We start from the raw sequence: 18,110 nt of genomic DNA, 5'->3' as shown, positions 1-18,110 counted from the left end.
TTCCTCGCCGTTAGCGGCACCGGTAGAGCGTGTCCGCCCCGCCACCGCCGTACGCCGCGGGGTCGACGGCCGCGCAGTGCTCTTCGATCCAGCGTTGACGTTCGGCCTGAGCCGGGCTGCGCGGCGGTCCTGGCCGGGGCGCGGTGTTGCTCAGCACGAACCGCAGCTTGCCCTCGGCGAGCCAGCGGTCGAGCTGCGCGACCGACGGCGCGTCGTCACGGCCGCCGAAGCCGCCCATGCCGATCACGGTCGCGTCCGAGTCGATCAGGTACGGCGCCACCGCGCCGGCCTCGGCGTTCACGGCCAGGGTGATCTCGGTGCCGCTGCGGCGGGCGTAGTCGAGGATGCGCCGCTGCTCGTCCGACAGCGTGGCGGTGCCGTCGCCGCCGGACAGCATGATCCGTGGCCGGGGACCACCGGGTGGCAGCGGCGGCGGCGCGGCGGGACCGGTGGCGGGGCCGGCGGCGGGCAGCGTCCCGGCCGAGGTGCTCTGCGCGGCGGCGTACGACCACACGGCGGGCGTGAGCAGCAGGGGCACGAGCGCGGCGACGAGCGCACGTCGGTCCGGCGCGACGACCAGCCACGCGATCGCGGCGACGGCGGTGCCGATGACGGCCCAGCGCGTCCAGTCGTGGAACGCCGTGTCGCGCGAGGTCAGGACGAACGCCCAGGCCGCGCTCAGCGCGACGACCGCGGGGAGCAGGGTCCGCCGGTGCTGCCGCCACAGCAGCGCCAGGCCGGCGGCGGAGACCGCGGCGACGGCGGGGGCCAGCGCCGTCGTGTAGTACGGGTGCCAGATGCCGCCGGCGAAGCTGAAGACGACGGTGGTCACGAGCAGCCAGCCGCCCCAGAGCAGCCAGCCGGCGTCGCGCCACCGGCGGCCGAGGACGAGCAGGACGACGAGGGACAGCGGAAGCAGCCACGAGATCTGGCCGCCGACGAGGTCGTTGAACATCCGGCCCGGGCCGGGGTCGCCGCCGAACGAGGTCGTGGTCTGCTGCCCGTCGCGCATGATCATCATGCCGCCGCTCTCGCCGTCGCCGGAGAGGCGGCCGAAGCCGTTGTAGCCGAAGACGAGGTCCCACGCGGAGCCGTCTTCGCTGCCGCCCATGTAGGGCTTGGCGCCGGGCCACCAGTCGTACAGCGCGATCCACCAGAACGACGAGACGACGAGCACGAGACCGGCGGCGAGGACGTCGAGCAGCCGCCTTCGGAGCGGCCCGCTCGTCCCGGCGAGGTAGGCGGCGACGAGGGCGGGCACGATGATCCACGCCTGCAGCATCTTGGTCAGGAAGCCGCAGCCGACGAAGAAAGCGCACCACCACAACCACTTCCGGCCGTCGCGCAGCGAGCGCGTGAGGGCGTACGCGGCGGCGACGAGGAAGAGGACGAGCAGGGTGTCGGGGTTGTTGTCACGGTTGATGATGACGGTGACGGGCGTCAGCGCGAGGATGGCGGCGGCCAGGAGGGCGACGTTCTCGCCGGCCCAGATCCGGACGGTCCGGTGCAGGAGGAACACCGCGGCGACGCCTTCGAGGACTTGGGGGAGCAGCAAGGCCCAGCCGTGGAAGCCGAAGATCAGGACGGAAAGCGCTTGCGGCCAGAGGGCCATTGGCGGTTTGTCGACCGTGACGACGCCGTAGGGGTCGAAGGAGCCGAAGAGGAAGTTGGTGAAGCTGCCCGTCATCGACTTGACGGCGGCGGAGTAGTAGGTGTTCCCGAACTGGCCGTCGCCGATCTTCCAGGCGTAGAGGAGGGCGGCGGCGAGGCAGACGAGCGGAAGCGCCCAGGAGCGGGTCTTCGTTGGTGCGGCGGTGATCATGACCGCCACCCAACTCCGGCCCGCGTTTCCCGGGCGTTTCTACTCCGACTCGAGGTCGCCCTCCAGGGACAGGTACACCTCGCGCATCTTCGCGAGCAGCTCCGGGTCCGGCTCCTCCCACAGCCCGCGGTCCGCGGCCTCGTTCAGCCGCTCCACGATCCCGCGCAACGCCCACGGGTTCGCCTGCCGCAGGAACTCCTGGTTGACCTCGTCCAGCACGTACGACTCGGTCAGCTTCTCGTACATCCAGTCCCCGACCACGCCGGCCGTGGCGTCGAAGCCGAACAGGTAGTCCACTGTGGCCGCCAGCTCGAACGCTCCCTTGTAGCCGTGCCGGCGCATCGCCGCCAGCCAGCGCGGGTTGACCACCCGGGCGCGGAACACCCGGGCCGTCTCCTCGCCCAGCGTTCGCGTGCGGACCGCGTCCGGTGACGTGCTGTCGCCCACGTAGGACGCCGGGGCCGTGCCCGTCAGCGCGCGGACCGTCGCGATCATCCCGCCGTGGTACTGGAAGTAGTCGTCCGAGTCCGCGATGTCGTGCTCGCGCGTGTCCGTGTTCTTCGCCGCCACCACGATGCGCTTGTACGAGTTCTCCATGTCCTCGCGCGCCGGGCGGCCGTCCAGGTCGCGGCCGTACGCGAAGCCGCCCCAGACCGCGTACACCTCCGCCAGGTCCTTGTCGTCGCGCCAGTTCCCGCTGTCCATCAGGGGCAGCAGGCCCGCGCCGTACGCGCCCGGCTTCGACCCGAAGATGCGCGTGGTCGCGCGGCGGGAATCGCCGTGCGTGGCCAGGTCCGCGGAAACGTGCGCCCGGACGAAGTTCTCCGACAGCGATTCGTCCAAAGAGGACACCAGGCGCACCGCGTCGTCCAGCAACGTGATGACGTGGGGGAACGCGTCGCGGAAGAAGCCGCTGATCCGGATCGTCACGTCGATGCGGGGCCGGCCCAGCTCCGCGAGCGGGATCGCTTCGATGCCCGTCACCCGCCGCGAAGCTTCGTCCCACACCGGCTGGACGCCCAGCAGCGCCAGGACTTCCGCCGCGTCGTCGCCGGACGTGCGCATCGCCGACGTCCCCCACACCGAGAGCCCGACCGAGCGCGGCCAGTCGCCGGTGTCCTCGCGGTACCGCTTCACCAGCGAGTCCGCCAGCGCCTGCCCGGTCTCCCAGGCCAGCCGGCTCGGGATGGCCTTCGGGTCGACCGTGTAGAAGTTGCGGCCCGTCGGGAGGACGTTCACCAGCCCGCGCAACGGCGACCCGCTCGGCCCCGCCGGGATGTACCCGCCGTCGAGCGCGTGCAGGACCGCGTCCAGCTCGGCCGTGGTCCCCGCGAGCCGCGGGACGATCTCCTCGGCCGCGAACGAAAGCACGCGGGCGACCTCGGGGTCCGGCGCCACCGACGCGACCGCGGTGGCGTCCCAGCCCCGCATCTCCATCGTCTGGACGAGCTCGCGCGCCGTCTTCTCGGCAGCGTCCACTTCGGACATCGGAGCGTCTTCCTTCAGCCCCAGCGCGGACCGCAGCCCCGGTACCGCGCCCTGCTTGCCGCCCCACATCTGGGACGCGCGCAGCATCGCCAGCACCAGGTTGACGCGCGCCTCGCCGACCGGAGCCGCGCCCAGGATGTGCAATCCGTCGCGGATCTGGGCGTCCTTGACCTCGCACAGCCAGCCGTCGATGTGCAGCAGGAAGTCGTCGAACTCCGCGTCGTGCGGCCGCTCGTCGACGCCGAGGTCGTGGTCCAGCTTGGCGGCCTGGATCAGCGTCCAGATCTGGGCGCGGATCGCCGGCAGCTTCGCCGGGTCCATCGCCGCGATGTTCGCGTGCTCGTCCATGAGCTGCTCGAGCCGCGCCATGTCGCCGTAGGACTCCGCGCGCGCCATCGGCGGGATCAGGTGGTCGACGATCGTCGCGTGCGCCCGCCGCTTCGCCTGCGCGCCCTCGCCCGGGTCGTTGATCAGGAACGGGTACACCAGCGGCAGGTTCCCGAGGACGGCGTCGGGCGCGCACGACGCCGACAGCCCGGCCGTCTTGCCCGGCAGCCACTCCAGCGACCCGTGCTTGCCCAGGTGGACGACGGCGTGCGCGCCGAACTCCTCCTCCAGCCAGCGGTACGCGGCCAGGTAGTGGTGGCTCGGCGGCAGGTCCGGGTTGTGGTAGATCGCGACGGGGTTCTCGCCGAACCCGCGCGGCGGCTGGATCATGATGATGACGTTGCCGCTCTGCAGCGACGCCAGCACGATGTCGCCGTTGTCGACGTACAGCTCGCCCGGCGCCGGGCCCCAATGCTCCTCGACGCCCTCACGCAGTTCGGCGGGCAGCGCGTCGAACCACTCCTGGTACCGCGCGGCCGGGACGCGGATCGGGTTCCCGGACAGCTGTTCCTCGGTCAGCCACTCCGGGTCCTGGCCGCCGGCGGCGATCAGCGCGTGGATCAGCGCGTCACCGTCGGGCTGGTCGGTGCCGGTCGGGTCGACGCCCGGGAAGGCGTCCGGGCCCAGGTCGTAGCCCTGGGCGCGCATCCGCCGCAGCAGCTCGATCGCCGACGCGGGCGTGTCCAGCCCGACCGCGTTGCCGACGCGAGAGTGTTTCGTCGGGTACGCGGACAGCATCAACGCGATCCGCCGCTCCGACGCGGGCGTGTGCCGCAGCCGGGCGTGCGCCAGCGCGATGCGGGCGACGCGGGACGCGCGCTCGGCGTCCGGCACGTACCGGGGGAGACCGTCCTCGTCCAGCTCCTTGAACGAGAACGGCACCGTGATCAGCCGCCCGTCGAACTCCGGGACGGCCATCTGGTTCCCGGCGTCGAGCGGCGAGAGGCCGTCGTCGTTGGCCGCCCACGTCTCGCGGTCGCTGGTCAGGCACAGCGCCTGCAGGATCGGGACGTCGAGCGCCGCCATCTCGGCGACGTCCCACGCCTCGTCGTCGCCCCCGGCGCCCACCTCGGACGGCCGCGTGCCGCCCGCCGCGAGCACGGTGACCAGCAGGGCGTCGACCTTGCCCAGCTCGGCCATCATCTCCGGCGCGCGCGTACGCAGCGAAGCACAGTAGATCGGCAACGCGCGCCCGCCCGCCGCTTCGATCTCGTCGGCGAGCGCGTGGACGAAGTGCGTGTTCCCGGACAGGTGGTGCGCCCGGTAGTACAGGATCCCGATGACCGGGCCGTCACCCCGCGAAGGACGCTCGAGGACGCCCCATTCGGGCTGACGGGCGGGCGGCTCGAAGCCGTCGCCGGTGAGCAGGAGCGTGTCGGAGAGGAACCGGTGCAGCTGGGTGAGGTTCGCCGGGCCGCCCTGCGCGAGGTAGGCGTGGGCCTCGGCGGCGATGCCGGCCGGGACGGTCGAGAGCTTCATCAGCTCGGCGTCCGGCGTCTGCTCCCCGCCCAGGACGACGATGTGCGCGCCCGACGCGAGCAGCGTGTCCAGGCCGTCCTGCCAGGTCCGCGGGGTGCCGAGGATGCGGACGACGACGATGCGCACGCCCTCGAGCAGGCCCGGCAGTTCGGCGACGTCGAGGCGCGACGGGTTCGCCAGCCGGAACTCCGCGTCGGCCGAACGGGCGCTGAGCAGGTCGGTGTCCGAAGTGGACAGCAGCAGGATCACGAGGTTCCTCCTCGGGGTCCGCGCCCCGGGTAGACGGGCGCGTCGGCCGGAGTTCCTGGCTCCCGGGGATCATTCCCCGATGACAGTGGCGGGACCGCCCCGGACTCTCACCGGGTTCCTCCACCTGCCGACGCGTGGGTATCGCCCTCACTCTCCGGTGCCGGTGCGGGCGCGTCAAGGTGACGTACGCGGCTCAGAGCCGCTTCGCCGCGCGGAAGGCCTTCGCGTACGTCCCGGAGCCGTCGATCAGCGACACCCCGCCGGCGTCGCCGAAGGTCGGCCCGTTCGCCACCTTCCGGCTGGACAGCACGCGGTGGTGGCCGTCGCTGTCGATGCCCAGGTAGATGCCCGTGTGCGACACCTGCGTCCCCAGCTGGGGCTCGAGGTTGAAGAACAGCAGGTCACCCGGTTGGAGCGTGCTGTAGTCCGTCGCCTGCTTCTTCTCGTCGTGGATGACCTCGGCGCCCGGGCCCAGCTCCGACAGCGCCCACGCCCGGCGCGGCAGGCCCGGGCCCTTCGTGTTCGTCCCGAGCAGCGGGTAGCCCGACCGGTAGCCGTACACCATCCGCACGAACCCGGAGCAGTCCAGCGACCGCGCCCGCGCCGGCTCCGCCGCCTCGTGGACACCGCCCGGGAAGTCCCAGCCGACGCCCAGGTAGTCGTAGAAATCCGACTTCTCGAGCCGGCCCTCGGCGCTGTCCGGGCCGAAGTTGGCGTCCCCGGCGATCCGCAGCTTCTTCGCGGTCTGGTCGGCCGCGCCGTCGGTGTACTGCAACGCGATGGCCAGGACGTCCGGATCGGTGTCGCCGATCGCCTTCGGCAGCCAGTCGGTGAACCACTTCTCCTTCTCCGCGCCGGCGTGCCAGGTCTGCGGCGCGAGCCGGATCCAGGCCGTCGAGGTGATGCTGACCTTGGTGAACTTCGGTTCGGTGAACGTCCGCGAGCGGCCGGTCAGCATCGCCGTGCGGGCGCCGTCGGTGAAGGACGCGAGCTGCGCGCCCGCGGCGTCGCGGACCACCGTCCGGGGCGGGTTCTCCAGCCGTTCGTAGGTGTAGCCGCCGGTGACCGCCGCGCCCGAGGGCGCCGCCGACGCCGAGATGGCCGTGATGCCCTGCTGGTCCTGCGTGGCGACGTAGACCGCCGCCGTGCCGGACACGCCGATGACCGCGGCCAGCACGCCGATCCGGACCGACTTGCGCATCGTCACCTCACACCGTCGGGACCAGCCCGACCAGCACGCCGCTGATCAGGATCGCGTAGCTGGCCAGGCTCACCCCGCCGGTGGCGAGCATCGTGGCCACCGGCTTCTGCCGCACTAGCTGGTAGGCGACCAGGCCCGGCACGACGAACCCGAGCGTCTGGTGCACGAACAGCAGCGGGAAGTCGGCCTGCAGGACGATCAGCAACGTCGTCTGCAGCACGACGCCCAGCAGCACGACCGCCGCGAACAGCCGCTTGCCGTAGAGGATCACCAGGCGCTGCAACAGCTTCGTGCCGCCGAACGTCAGCGCCGTCATCAGCACGATGATCGCCGCGCGGCGGTAGTCCTCGACCATGGTCAGCGCGATCCAGCCGGGCGTGATCATGCCGCCGGGAGACAGGTTCGTCGTCAGGTAGCAGACCAGCGACAGCAGCAGGCCGATGGCCAGGCCGACGGTGGCGACCTCGGGGGCGAGGGACGTGGTGAGCATCAGGCGACCGGTTCCAGTTTGGCGAGTTCCTCGATGAGCAGTTCCCCCTGGCCGTGGATGTTGCCGATGGCGATCAGCGACGCGTGCCGCCCGACGCCGCCGACGATCCCGCGCAGCAGGTCCCGCGGCGACCGCGACCCGCCCAGGTCGACGACCCGGTCGTGCCACTCGCTCGGGATCGCGGCGCGGGCGCTGCGCGTCGGCTCGCCGATCAGCACCACGCGTTCCGGGGCGATCTTCGGGATGAGCGCGCCCATCTGGCCGTTGCGCTCGACGCGGTCGGGGCGGCAGTTGATGATCACGTGCAGCGGGTCGGTGATCGCGCCCTGGCGGCGGAGCTGGTCGATGTTCATCAACGTCGATTCGGGGTCGTTCGCGGCGAAGACGTTGGCGAACCGCAGGTGACGGCGGCCGGCGCGGTACTGGTGGACCTGCAGCACGCCCGGGTCGGGCGGCGCGGCCCACATGCCTTCGAGCGCGAGCTGCCGGTTGACGTTGAGCAGGTCCGCCACGGCCAGCGCGATGGCGACGTTCTCCTTGAACGTGATCCAGCTGAAGCGGCGCATCTCCGCGTCGGTGACCGATTCGGGGTCGACGGCGATGAGCTCGCAGTCCCGCTTGTCGGCCTCCTCCTGCAGGATGTGCAGCCGGTCCTTCTCCGCGGTGAGGCAGATTCCGCCGACCGGCATCGAGCGGGAGAGCGAGCGGGCGACGTCGTCGAGGGTGGGTCCCATCTCGGCGAGGTGGTCTTCGCGGACGTTGCACAGCACGCCGATGGTGGAGCGGATCAGCTTGCTCTGGTTGATCTCCTGCAGGTCCGGCATGACGGCCATGCATTCGATGACGAGCGCGTCGGGCCGGTAGGCGGCGGCGCGCCGGACGATGCCGATCTGTTCGACGACGTTGGCGATGCCGAACTTGCGGTAGACGGGTTCTTCGCTGCCGTCCGGGTGGATGAACCGGGCCGCGGTGCCGGTGGTCTTCGCGGTGGTGACCAGGCCGCCGCCGCGCAGGGCGCCCGCGCAGAGCCGGGTGATCGACGACTTGCCGCGGATGCCGTTGACCAGCACGCGCGTCGGGATGCTGTGCAGGTGCTTGTAGTGCTGGCGCTGTTCGGCGATCCCGGCGGCCAGCATCGCCGCCGACGCTGTGAGCAGCACGACGTAGAGGAACGTCACGTCAGACCCCGGCCCCGTCCAGCCAGCTGAGGTAGTCGTTCTTCGCCTTCTCCTCGGGCGTCCGGGCGGGCAGCCGCGGCGGCGTCTGCGGCCGGGGACGCGCCGGCCGGGCCGCGCGCGGGGGTTGCGGCTTCGCCGGGGGCTGTGGCTTCGCCGGCGGCCGCGGCTTCGGCTCCGGCGCGGGTTCCGGCTCGTCGACGATCTTCTGGAGCAGCTCGGTCTCGTCGGTCGCCGCCCCCGTCGGCCGCCGGACCTCGCCGAGCCGGTCGCGCCCGTCGGTCAGGGCCTGGCGGCAGATCTCGACGCAGGAGGCGACGGTGCCGATCTCGTCCTGGCGCTGCGGGTAGACGACGGCGCCGGTGTCGCCGGCCGCGATCCGCCGCGCCTCGTCGCCGACCCGCCGCAGCGGCCGCACGACCACCAGGAGGTGCCAGGCGAACAGCATCAGCGCGACGACGGCGGTGAGCAGCGCGGCGACCCGCGCGCCCGAGCGCACGGTGTTGTCCGCGACCCCGAGCGAGCCGATCGGCTGCTCGGCGACGACGACCCACTTCAGCGTCGCGGCGGTGCCCTTCTCGGCCAGGCGCTGCGCCGCGACGAGCGCGGACGACGTCGTCTCGCGGGCGTCCTTGCCGGACTGCGCCGCGTCGACGTTCTTGATCAGCGTCGCGTCGGACAGCGGGGAGAACGCGAGGTAGCCCTCGGTGTCGGCGATCGTGCGCTTGCCCTCGTCGACGACCCGGACGCGGCCGCTCGCGGAGCCGAGCAGCCCGGCCATCCGCGGCACGTCGTACTCGCCGACCAGGACGTTCTTCGAGTCCGGCAGCGGCGTGAAGGCGTAGACGATCGGGACGCGCCCGCTCGTGTTGTGCTGGCGCAGGCCTTCGCCGTCGGGCAGCTTCCCGGGGTCGCGCAGCGACTCACGCCCGGCCAGCAGCCGGACCGCGCCCTCGCCGTCGGTGACGTAGACGCTGCGGAACCGGCTCTCGGTGCCGGCGAGCCGGTCGAGCATCCCGCGCAGCTGCTCCGGCTCCTTGCCCTTGCCGAGCCGGGCGACGGACTGCAGGTCGCTGAGGCCTTCGGCGAGGCTGCGGCGCAGGGTGTCGGCCGAGCGCGTGACGCGGACGCCGTGCTCACTGAGCATGGTCGGCGACACCTCGGCGTGCTGCCGGCCGAGCGTCGCGGCGACCGCGCCCGACCAGCCGAGCAGGGCCAGCGCGACGGCCGCGATGACGAGCTGGGCGGAGACGACCGCGCGCACGTTCGGCGCGGGCTTGCGGCGACGCAGCTTGGCGCGCGACCGTTCGAGCGCCGCCGTCACGCGGTTGACCTCGCGGATCCGCGACTGCCGGACCGGCTTGCCGAGCACCCCGGCGGCGACCGCGAGGGCGTCGGTGCGCAGCCGCCGGATCGGCGCGACGACCGTGCGCCGCAGCAGGAAGAAGCCGACCACGGCCAGCGCGAGCAGCGCGGCGGCGGGGATCAGGCCGGGCCAGCGCACCGGCACGGCCTCGACCGGGAAGCGGCTGAACGTCACGACGGACAGGCCGAGGCTGCCGCCGATGCCGGCGGGGGAGACCGGCGCGTAGGAGACGACCGGGGCTCGCTCCTTGCCCTTCTCGGCGGCGGCCGGGCCGGTCAGCACGCCGGCCTGCCCGGCGGCGGCCGCCGTGGCGGCGCGCGACAGCAGCTCCTGGGCGTGGGTGTCGGTCGCGGCGACGTCGTAGCCGTGCGAGTACAGGACCGCGCCGTCCGCGGTGACCAGGCGGACCTGCTGCTGGGTGTCCTTGTCGAGGTCGCCGGCGGTGGTGCGCAGGGCCGTCGAGACGACGAGGAGCCGGCCGGCGCGGGTCCCGGTGAGCGGGAGCGCGGTCAGCACGAGCGGGGTGTCACCCGGGCGGGCGACCGGCCGGACGGTGAGGTTCGCGACGGCGACCCCGCGCAGCGTCTCGACCGGCACCGGCTCGCCGCGGGTGGTCAGGACCTTCTGCGCGGTGGGGTCGTAGACGACGACGCCGCGCCAGTCTTCGTAAGTCTCACCCAGGCGGGTGAGCAGCGCCGTGTCGTCCGCGGTGTCGAACACCCCGGAGCCGGACGCGACCTGGAGGTCGCCGGCGGCGGTCGTCGCCGACGTGGCGACGCTCTGCGCGAGACCGGCGGCGCCGCGCTGCTGGCCCGCCGTCACCTCGTCGGGGACGCGGCCGGCGGCGGCGTTCGCGCGGATCAGGGACAGCGGGCCCGCGGTGGACAGGTACAGCGCGGTGAAGGCGGCGATGAGCAGCAACAGGACGAACGCGGTCGCCGAGGCGACCCCGGCGCCGCGGGGGAACCCCGCTTCCGGGATCTGGGCGCGCAGCCGCGCTGTTCGAACTTCGTGCTGTTTCAAGAGGGTCTCCCCAGGCCCTTCCGGCCACCGCAGCCCACCCGATCGGGTTACGTGAAGGTATCAATGACGTCTTCGGTGACGTTACAACTGCCCCCATCGGGGGACAAATGGTGGCTAACGCTAACGAACGGGTGACATCAGTACACTCCGGGTGGTGATGAGCCGACCGCGGATGTTGCTCAGCGTGGCCGGCGTGGCCGTCGCACTGGCCCTGGTGCTCACCCTGGTGCTGACCCTCGGTGACGACGCACCGCCGAAACCCGCGCCGGAGGCCGGTTTGGATTCCCTGGTGACCGACTTCACCTCGAAGCTGTCCGCGGACCAGGAGTACCGCTCACCGAAATCCGACGAACGTCGGACGGCGGCGGCCGGTTTCGCGGCGGTGCTGGACCGCCGCGGCTCGGCGGACCTCGAAAAGCTCGGGTTCTCGGTGCACGACGGCGTCGACCCGGCGACCGGGCGGCCGTACACGATCGCCGTCAACGAACCCGGCACCGAGCGGGCGTGGGGGATGTACGTGATCGACCGGTCGGCCCCGCCGTCGCTGGCGGTCGAGGTGCCGCACCCGGCGTTCGACCTGCGGACGGAGCTGTTCGGCGTCGACCTGTTCCGCCGCACGCCGGGCGCGGTGCTGCTGGTGGCGGGCGCGCACCGGAAGGCCGACGACAGCAAGGCCGACGTCGCGCACGAAGAGGACTCGGTGTTCCACGTCGTGGCTTCGGCGCTGGCCGGGCGAGGCCTGGCCCAGGTCCAGCTGCACGGCTTCCACGACGAAAACCTGCCGTCGACGGACATCGTGCTGTCCTCGGGAGCTTCGGTGGCCGGCGACGCGGCCCGCCGCACGGCGACGCGCTTGACGGCGGACGGCTTCGCGGTGTGCCGCGCCTGGGAGGAGCGCTGCGGAGCGCTCGAAGGGACGAAGAACGTCCAGGGCAAGCAGGCGGCGGCGGACGACACGGTGTTCCTGCACGTGGAGATGAGCCGGACGGTCCGCGAGTCGCCCGAACGACGCGCGGGCGTCGTCCGGGCGCTCGCCGAGGCCGAGCTCACCAAGCCCTAGGCGGACTGCTCTCCCAGGCGGGGGAAGGGTTTCGTCGAGAACAGGACCTCCACCGGGACCTCGAAGAACTCCGCGATCCGCAGCGCCACGAACAGGCTCGGGCTGTACTCGCCGCGTTCCAGGTAGCCGATCGTCTGGTAGTGCACCCCCAGCGCCTCCGCCAGCTGGCGGCGCGAGATCGACCGCTCCGCGCGCAGCATCGCGATCCGGTTGTAGACGACCTCACTCATCACTACCCCACACGCTGCATGGCCTTCTGCCGCCGTTCGGCCACCGACGATCCCGCCTCGCGCCGGGCCATGCGGCGGAGCAGGACCGGGGCCAGCGCGAAGCCGAGCACCGCCCAGGCGAGGAGCACCGCGACCGTCGCCACCGGCCGCCACGACTGGCCGATCTCGACGACGACCGCGCCTTCCGGCAGCAGGGCCGAACGCATCCCGAGGCCGAGCCAGTACATCGGGAACACCTGCGCGATGCCCTGCACCCACACCGGTAGCGCGGTGATCGGGTAGAAGATCCCCGAGATCGCACCCATGGCCATGACCGGCAGGGTGATCAGCCCGATCGACCGGGCACTGTTGGTCAGCGACCCGAGCGCCGCACCGATCGGCATCGTCGCGGCCATGCCGAGCAGCAGCACGCCGAGCAGGTGCAGGTACGACCAGCCGCCGTCCGGCGCCAGCGCGGAGAAGGCGAACAGACACGGGATCAGGACCGCGGAGATGGACGTGAGCTGGGCGAGCGTCAGCGCTGTCGTCTTCCCGACCAGGTAGCCGAGCATCCCGTTCGGGGTCGACTTGGCGCGCAGCAGCGTGCCGTCCTCGCGGTCGATGGCCAGGTAGCCGGCCGCGCCGGTCAGGCCCTGGAACACGATGCCGGCGCCGAGCACGCCGGGTACGGTCGCCGCGCCGAGCGAGAGCGACGTGCCAGGCAGCGTGGCGTTGCGCATGAAGAACAACGTACCGAGGAAGAGCAGCACGAAGACGACCTGCCCGATCACGTCGTCGAGGTTGGTCCACGTCTGCTTGAACTCGATCCAGCCGCGGGCCACCCCGGCCCGCACGGCGACGGCGTTCATCGCGCACTCGCTTCCTGGAGGCTGATCTCGGTTTCGCCGCCGGCTTCCGCGCGGTGGACCAGCGCCATGTACGTGTCTTCCAGCGACGCCCGCCGGACCTCGAGGTCCGCGACGGCCTCGCCGTGCTGCTTGAACAGGTCGTGGACGTACTTCGTCGCTTCGGTCGTCAGGTGCACGAACCGCTGGCCGTCGATCGTCCAGCGCACCTCGGCCTCGCCGGAGATCTGCCGCGACAGCGCGTCGGCCGAGCCGTCGGCGACGATGCGGCCGCCGTTGAGGATGAGGATCCGGTCGGCCAGCTTCTCGGCCTCGTCGAGGTCGTGCGTGGTCAGCAGGATCGTCGTGTCCAGCTCGTCGGACAGCCGGTGCACCAGGTCGTGGAACTCCCGCCGCGCCTCCGGGTCGAAGCCCGCGGTCGGCTCGTCGAGGAACAGCAGCTCGGGCCGCCCGACGATGCCGATCGCGACGTCGAGCCGGCGCCGCTGGCCCCCGGAGAGGGTTTTGATCTTCTTCTGCCCGTGCTCGGTCAGCCCGACGGCCGCGATCAGCTCGGCGGTGTCCCACGGCCGCGGGTGGGACGCCGTCGAGTACGGCGCGTAGTACCGGCCGAGGTGCGCGAGCAGCTCCCGCACGCGCCACTTCCCGTGGTCACGCCAGGATTGCAGCACGACCCCCAGCCGCGCCCGCCAGTCTTCACCGCCGTGCGCCGGGTCGACGCCCAGGACGTCGACCTCGCCCGCCGACCGCATCCGGAACCCCTCGAGGATCTCGATCGTCGTCGTCTTGCCCGCGCCGTTCGGCCCGAGCAAGCACACGACCTCCCCCCGGTGCGCCTCGAACTCGACGCCGTGGAGCACGTCGTTCGCGCCGTAGCGCATCCGCAGCCCGCGCACGCGGACCGCGGGAACAGCTGGATCTCTCATCTCGCCAACCCCCATCGGACTGATGCGATCGAATGTAGCACACCTACTACATTTGATCAGAGTTCTGCTGCGCCGGGAACTTGACCCGCGGTCACCCGGTTCGCCGGGCATGGGTACCTGGCTGGGGCTGGCTCTTCCGGGCGGCGTCGTGATCCTGCTGGTCATGGCCGCGATCGAACTGCGGCCGCGCAAGAACGGCTCGCGCTTCAAGGCGCGGATGTCCGCGACGTACCTCGAAGAGACCACCGCGTTCCTCTACGGCACCAAGCGGCGTGAGCTGGAACACCGGGAAACGATGTCGATGCTCGTCGAGCAGGACGCCGACGGCGCGCCGCCCCTGCGTGACGTGGACCTCGAGGCCGGGATCGCCCGGATCCGGCCGCGTTCCGACCCGCCGGAGCCGGAAAACCGCCAGCTACAGTGACTCCCATGCCGACCCCAGCGCGTGTGCGAGCCGACGCGTGCCCGGGTGTTTTCGCACCCCACGACGCCGCCGACGGCCCATTGGCCCGCGTCCGGCTGCCCGGCGGTGCGGTTTCCGCGGCGCAGCTGCGCGCGCTGGCCGAGTGCGCCGAAGAGTGCGGCGACGGCGACCTCCATCTCACCTCGCGCGGCAACGTCCAGCTGCGCGGCGTCACCCGGCCCGGCCTCGCGGCGCGGCTGACCGACGCGGGCCTGCTGCCTTCGCCGTCGCACGAGCGGGTCCGGAACGTCCTCGCGTCGCCGTTGAGCGGGGTGCGCGGCGGGCTCGCCGACGTCCGCGGTCTGGCTGCCTCGCTCGACGTCCAGGTGTGCGCCACGCCGGAGCTGGCTTCGCTGCCGGGCCGTTTCCTCTTCGCCTTCGACGACGGACGCGGTGACGTCGCCGGCGAAGGCGCCGACGTCTGCTGGCGCGCTCTCGACGCCGACACCGGAACGCTCCTGCTCGCCGGCGGTGACACCGGACGCCGGGTGGCGCGTGCCGACGCCGTGGCGACGCTCGTCGAGGTCGCGCTGGAGTTCGGCCGGATCCGCGGATCCGCTTGGCGCGTCGCCGAACTCGACGACCCGGCCTGGCGCGGAACCCCCGTGCCGCGAACCGACGTCGAAGTCCCGGCCGGGCTGATCGAGCGGGACGGCGGCCGGGCCGCGGGTGTCGTGCCGCGCTTCGGGCAGCTGACCGCCCGCCAGGCCCGCGCCCTGGCGGAGTTCGGCCCGGCGCTGGTCACGCCGTGGAAGTCCGTGGTCCTGCCGGACGTCCCCGCCGACGTCTTCGAGCGGCTCGGCTTCGGCGGCGTCGCCTTGGGGACCACCGCGTGCATCGGACGGCCGGGCTGCGCGAAGTCCCGCGCCGACGTCCGGGCCGACGCCGTCTTCCGGCCGGGCCTGCGCGCGCACTTCTCGGGCTGCGAACGGCGGTGCGGAAAGCCCTCGCAGTCCCATGTGGACGTGGTCGCCGAAGCGGACGGATATCGGGTCGACGGCCGCTGGGTGCCGTTCGACGAGCTGAAGGGGAACCTGTGATCGACTACCTGCGGGACGGTGCCGAGATCTACCGGCACTCGTTCGCCACGATCCGCGAAGAGGCGGACCTGGCGATCCTGCCCGACGACGTGGCGGGCCTGGCGGTCCGCATGATCCACGCCTGCGGCATGGTCGATCTGGTCGACGACCTGCGCTACACGCTCGACGTCGTCGAGTCCGGCCGCGCGGCCCTGGAGGCCGGCGCGCCGATCCTGTGCGACGCGCAGATGATCGCCAGCGGCGTCACCCGGCGCCGGCTGCCCGCGGAAAACGAAGTCCTCTGCACGCTGTCGGATCCCAGCGTTCCTTCGCTGGCGGAGCGGATGGGCACCACGCGTTCGGCGGCGGCGCTGGAACTGTGGCGCGACAAGCTGCCCGGCTCGGTCGTGGCGATCGGCAACGCGCCGACCGCGCTCTTCCGCCTGCTGGAGATCCTCGACGAAGGCGTCGGCGCGCCCGCGGCGATCATCGGCGTGCCGGTCGGGTTCGTCGGCGCGGCCGAGTCCAAAGTGGAGCTCGCCAAGCGCGCCCCGGCGCCCTACCTGGTCGTGCACGGACGGCGGGGCGGCAGCGCGATGGCCGTCGCCGCGATCAACGCCCTCGCGAGCGTCGAAGAATGACGGGCACGTTGTACGGCGTCGGGCTCGGCCCCGGCGACCCGGAACTGATGACGGTCAAGGCCGCGCGGCTGATCTCCGAGGCGTCGGTGATCGCGTACCACTGCGCGCGGCACGGGCGCAGCATCGCGCGGTCGGTCGCCGAGCCGTACCTGCGCGAAGGGCAGATCGAGGAGAAGCTCGTCTACCCGGTCACGACCGAGACGACCGACCACCCCGGCGGGTACGAAGGCGCGATCGCGGACTTCTACGAGCTGAGCGCGAAGCGGCTCGCCGAGCACCTCGACGCCGGCCGCGACGTCGTCCTGCTCTGCGAGGGCGACCCGTTCTTCTACGGCTCGTACATGTACATGCACGAACGGCTTTCCGGCCGGTTCGAGGCGGTCGTCGTGCCCGGCGTGACGTCGGTGAGCGCGGCGTCGTCGGTGCTCGGCCGGCCGCTGGTCCAGCGGGACGAGGTCCTGACGGTGCTGCCGGGCACGCTGCCGGCGCCGGAACTGGCCCGGCGGCTCGCGGACACCGACGCGGCGGCCGTCCTGAAGCTGGGCCGGACGTTCGGCTCGGTGCGGGAGGCCTTCGAAGAAGCCGGGAAGCTCGACGACGCCGTTTTCGTCGAGCGCGCGACCTGGGAACAGCAGCGGGTCGAGCCCCTCGGTTCGGTGGATCCCGCTTCGGTGCCGTACTTCTCCTTGGCGCTGCTGCCTTCCCCGGCGTACGCGTCTCGCGTGTCGCCCGCTCCCGCTGGTTCTCCGGCACCGGCTTCCGGCGGCGAGGTCGTGGTCGTCGGCCTGGGTCCGGCCGGGCCGGAGTGGCTGACGCCCGAGGCCGCGTCGGAGCTTTCCGCGGCCGAGCACGTCGTCGGGTACGGGCCGTACGTCGCGCGGGTGCCGCAGAAGGCGGGCCAGCAGCGGCACGCGTCGGGCAACCGCGTGGAGGCCGACCGGGCTCGCGAGGCGCTGGAACTGGCGGCCGGCGGCGCGCGGGTGGCGGTCGTTTCCTCGGGCGACCCGGGGGTCTTCGCGATGGCGTCGGCGGTGCTGGAGCAGGTGTCCGCCGGCCACGGCGCGGGGGTGCGCGTCCGGATCGTCCCGGGCGTGACGGCGGCGCAGGCGGCGGCGTCCCGGGTCGGCGCGCCGCTGGGGCACGACTACTGCGTGCTCTCGCTGTCGGATCGGCTGAAGCCGTGGGAAATCATCGAGAAGCGTCTCGACGCGGCGGCCGCGGCGGACCTGGTGCTGGCGCTGTACAACCCGGCGTCGCGGTCCCGGACGACGCAGCTGGCGTCCGCTCGTGAAGTCCTGCTGCGGCACCGCGCTCCGGCGACGCCGGCGGTGGTGGCGCGGGACGTCGGCGGTCCGGAGGAGGACATCCGGATCACCACCCTGGGCGACCTCGATCCGTCCACTGTGGACATGCGCTGCCTGCTGATCGTGGGCTCGTCGAAGACCCGCGCGGAGAACGGGGTGGTGTGGACCCCGCGCAGCTACTGACGGCTGAGCTCGCGTTGCACCGCCGGGCGGCCCTGGCGGGCCGGGCGGCGTCGGCCGCGGGAGTACCCGGCCGCTTCCGCGCGTGGGAGCACGCGGGGTTGCTGGCGGTGCTGGCGACCGACCCGGCGCTGGCGTACCTGTCGACGGTGACCGGGGTGACACCGGAGACGCTGCCCGCGCTCCCGGAGCTGCTGAGTGCACCGGACTGGGACGGCGTCGACCCGGCGGTCGTCGCGCCGGCGGGTCTGCGGGTACCGGGCCTGGTACCGGCGGGCGAGCGGTTCCTGGCTGTGCGTCGCCTCGAGCCTGCGCCGTCGCGGCCGCCGGACGAGGCCGACGAGGAGGTCTTCCTGCGCGTCCTGCTGGCCGGCTTCGAGGCGAGGGGAGCGGTGGCCGCGTACATGGCCGCGGAACACCGGCTCCCGATCATGCGCCGGTTCCTGCTGGAGGACATCGCGGCCGCGGGCATGACGATCGACGCCGGGGTCGCGATCCTCGGCGCGGCATCGACTCTCCCGGAGTTCCGCGGCCGGGGAGCGCAGCCGACGTTGCTGCGCCGCCGCCTCGAAGCGGCCGCGGCGGAGGGCTGCACCCTGGCGGTGGCGACGGCCCGCCCCGGCTCACCGAGCGTGGCGAACCTGGAGCGGGCCGGGTTCCGCCTCCACCGCCGTCAGGCGTGGACCCGACCCTGACCTAGCGGGCGTGTGTCGTTCGTCGTAACGCCCACAGCTGGACGCTCGACTGTGAGGTCGCATTCTG

At 72.5% G+C, this 18,110-nt stretch carries 15 protein-coding genes and 1 riboswitch; of the genes, 6 read left to right on the top strand and 9 right to left on the bottom strand.

The genetic code is table 11. The features are described from left to right. Positions 1 to 10: 10 nt before the first annotated feature. From ACIRSS_RS47490 to ACIRSS_RS47465, 6 genes are all read right to left on the bottom strand, one after another. Complete coding sequence (locus ACIRSS_RS47490) at positions 11 to 1,822, bottom strand: ArnT family glycosyltransferase (RefSeq protein ID WP_400908284.1); 1,812 nt, start codon at positions 1,820 to 1,822, stop codon at positions 11 to 13. 39 nt (positions 1,823 to 1,861) lie between these two features. Further along, positions 1,862 to 5,425, bottom strand: a complete 3,564-nt coding sequence (gene cobN / locus ACIRSS_RS47485; protein ID WP_400908282.1) for a cobaltochelatase subunit CobN — start codon at positions 5,423 to 5,425, stop codon at positions 1,862 to 1,864. A gap of 49 nt (positions 5,426 to 5,474) precedes the next feature. Further along, positions 5,475 to 5,546, bottom strand: a riboswitch (cobalamin riboswitch). 72 nt (positions 5,547 to 5,618) lie between these two features. Beyond that, on the bottom strand, positions 5,619 to 6,626 hold the full coding sequence (locus ACIRSS_RS47480) for an NlpC/P60 family protein (protein WP_400908279.1): 1,008 nt from the start codon (positions 6,624 to 6,626) through the stop codon (positions 5,619 to 5,621). A 7-nt stretch (positions 6,627 to 6,633) separates the two neighbouring features. Then, positions 6,634 to 7,116 (bottom strand): poly-gamma-glutamate biosynthesis protein PgsC/CapC, encoded by a 483-nt coding sequence (locus ACIRSS_RS47475; RefSeq protein WP_400908276.1) that lies wholly within the window; start codon positions 7,114 to 7,116, stop codon positions 6,634 to 6,636. Continuing rightward, positions 7,116 to 8,294, bottom strand: coding sequence for a poly-gamma-glutamate synthase PgsB (gene pgsB, locus ACIRSS_RS47470; RefSeq protein WP_400908274.1), 1,179 nt, complete (start codon positions 8,292 to 8,294; stop codon positions 7,116 to 7,118). The genes ACIRSS_RS47475 and pgsB overlap by 1 nt, the downstream gene beginning before the upstream one ends. A gap of 1 nt (position 8,295) precedes the next feature. Continuing rightward, a complete protein-coding gene (locus tag ACIRSS_RS47465; RefSeq protein ID WP_400908271.1) occupies positions 8,296 to 10,680 on the bottom strand; it encodes a HAMP domain-containing protein in 2,385 nt (794 codons plus the stop codon). 157 nt (positions 10,681 to 10,837) lie between these two features. Between ACIRSS_RS47465 and ACIRSS_RS47460 the strand changes: the two genes are divergently transcribed. Beyond that, positions 10,838 to 11,740: a hypothetical protein gene (locus tag ACIRSS_RS47460; RefSeq protein WP_400908268.1), complete on the top strand. Its 903-nt coding sequence runs from the start codon at positions 10,838 to 10,840 to the stop codon at positions 11,738 to 11,740. Here ACIRSS_RS47460 and ACIRSS_RS47455 read toward each other — a convergent pair. The 3 genes from ACIRSS_RS47455 to ACIRSS_RS47445 are packed head-to-tail and all read right to left on the bottom strand — an operon-like array spanning position 11,737 to position 13,741. Further along, positions 11,737 to 11,970, bottom strand: coding sequence for a helix-turn-helix transcriptional regulator (locus ACIRSS_RS47455; RefSeq protein ID WP_086676495.1), 234 nt, complete (start codon positions 11,968 to 11,970; stop codon positions 11,737 to 11,739). The genes ACIRSS_RS47460 and ACIRSS_RS47455 overlap by 4 nt on opposite strands. 2 nt (positions 11,971 to 11,972) lie before the next feature. Then, complete coding sequence (locus ACIRSS_RS47450; RefSeq protein ID WP_400908264.1) at positions 11,973 to 12,818, bottom strand: ABC transporter permease; 846 nt, start codon at positions 12,816 to 12,818, stop codon at positions 11,973 to 11,975. Further along, positions 12,815 to 13,741 (bottom strand): ABC transporter ATP-binding protein, encoded by a 927-nt coding sequence (locus ACIRSS_RS47445; RefSeq protein ID WP_400908262.1) that lies wholly within the window; start codon positions 13,739 to 13,741, stop codon positions 12,815 to 12,817. Before ACIRSS_RS47445 ends, ACIRSS_RS47450 begins: the two co-directional genes overlap by 4 nt. Positions 13,742 to 13,850: 109 nt before the next feature. On the opposite strand from ACIRSS_RS47445, the gene ACIRSS_RS47440 reads away from it, so the two are divergent. From ACIRSS_RS47440 to ACIRSS_RS47420, 5 genes are read left to right on the top strand one after another with little or no spacing between them, the layout of a single operon-like run. After that, on the top strand, positions 13,851 to 14,165 hold the full coding sequence (locus ACIRSS_RS47440; RefSeq protein ID WP_400908260.1) for a DUF6191 domain-containing protein: 315 nt from the start codon (positions 13,851 to 13,853) through the stop codon (positions 14,163 to 14,165). Positions 14,166 to 14,170: 5 nt separating this feature from the next. Next, on the top strand, positions 14,171 to 15,244 hold the full coding sequence (locus ACIRSS_RS47435) for a precorrin-3B synthase (protein ID WP_400908259.1): 1,074 nt from the start codon (positions 14,171 to 14,173) through the stop codon (positions 15,242 to 15,244). After that, positions 15,241 to 15,864, top strand: a complete 624-nt coding sequence (locus ACIRSS_RS47430) for a precorrin-8X methylmutase (protein WP_400908257.1) — start codon at positions 15,241 to 15,243, stop codon at positions 15,862 to 15,864. The genes ACIRSS_RS47435 and ACIRSS_RS47430 overlap by 4 nt, the downstream gene beginning before the upstream one ends. Beyond that, positions 15,861 to 17,351 (top strand): precorrin-2 C(20)-methyltransferase, encoded by a 1,491-nt coding sequence (locus ACIRSS_RS47425; RefSeq protein WP_400908255.1) that lies wholly within the window; start codon positions 15,861 to 15,863, stop codon positions 17,349 to 17,351. Before ACIRSS_RS47430 ends, ACIRSS_RS47425 begins: the two co-directional genes overlap by 4 nt. Further along, the gene (locus ACIRSS_RS47420; protein ID WP_400908252.1) at positions 17,330 to 18,043 is read left to right on the top strand and encodes a hypothetical protein; all 714 of its coding nucleotides are present in this window, start codon (positions 17,330 to 17,332) and stop codon (positions 18,041 to 18,043) included. Before ACIRSS_RS47425 ends, ACIRSS_RS47420 begins: the two co-directional genes overlap by 22 nt. Positions 18,044 to 18,110 lie beyond the last annotated feature (67 nt).

The organism is Amycolatopsis sp. NPDC101161 (genome assembly GCF_044768185.1).
In the GTDB taxonomy this organism is placed as follows: domain Bacteria; phylum Actinomycetota; class Actinomycetes; order Mycobacteriales; family Pseudonocardiaceae; genus Amycolatopsis.
This window is presented reverse-complemented; position numbering and strand designations above follow the sequence as displayed.

Excerpts from the sequence above, each read along its gene's own strand:
- ACIRSS_RS47490 (WP_400908284.1), bottom strand. The coding sequence starts at position 1,822 with ATGATCACCGCCGCACCAACGAAGACCCGCTCCTGGGCGCTTCCGCTC.
- ACIRSS_RS47480 (WP_400908279.1), bottom strand. The coding sequence starts at position 6,626 with ATGCGCAAGTCGGTCCGGATCGGCGTGCTGGCCGCGGTCATCGGCGTG.
- ACIRSS_RS47475 (WP_400908276.1), bottom strand. The coding sequence starts at position 7,116 with ATGCTCACCACGTCCCTCGCCCCCGAGGTCGCCACCGTCGGCCTGGCC.
- ACIRSS_RS47460 (WP_400908268.1), top strand. The coding sequence starts at position 10,838 with ATGAGCCGACCGCGGATGTTGCTCAGCGTGGCCGGCGTGGCCGTCGCA.
- ACIRSS_RS47455 (WP_086676495.1), bottom strand. The coding sequence starts at position 11,970 with ATGAGTGAGGTCGTCTACAACCGGATCGCGATGCTGCGCGCGGAGCGG.
- ACIRSS_RS47450 (WP_400908264.1), bottom strand. The coding sequence starts at position 12,818 with ATGAACGCCGTCGCCGTGCGGGCCGGGGTGGCCCGCGGCTGGATCGAG.
- ACIRSS_RS47445 (WP_400908262.1), bottom strand. The coding sequence starts at position 13,741 with ATGAGAGATCCAGCTGTTCCCGCGGTCCGCGTGCGCGGGCTGCGGATG.
- ACIRSS_RS47440 (WP_400908260.1), top strand. The coding sequence starts at position 13,851 with ATGGGTACCTGGCTGGGGCTGGCTCTTCCGGGCGGCGTCGTGATCCTG.
- ACIRSS_RS47435 (WP_400908259.1), top strand. The coding sequence starts at position 14,171 with ATGCCGACCCCAGCGCGTGTGCGAGCCGACGCGTGCCCGGGTGTTTTC.
- ACIRSS_RS47425 (WP_400908255.1), top strand. The coding sequence starts at position 15,861 with ATGACGGGCACGTTGTACGGCGTCGGGCTCGGCCCCGGCGACCCGGAA.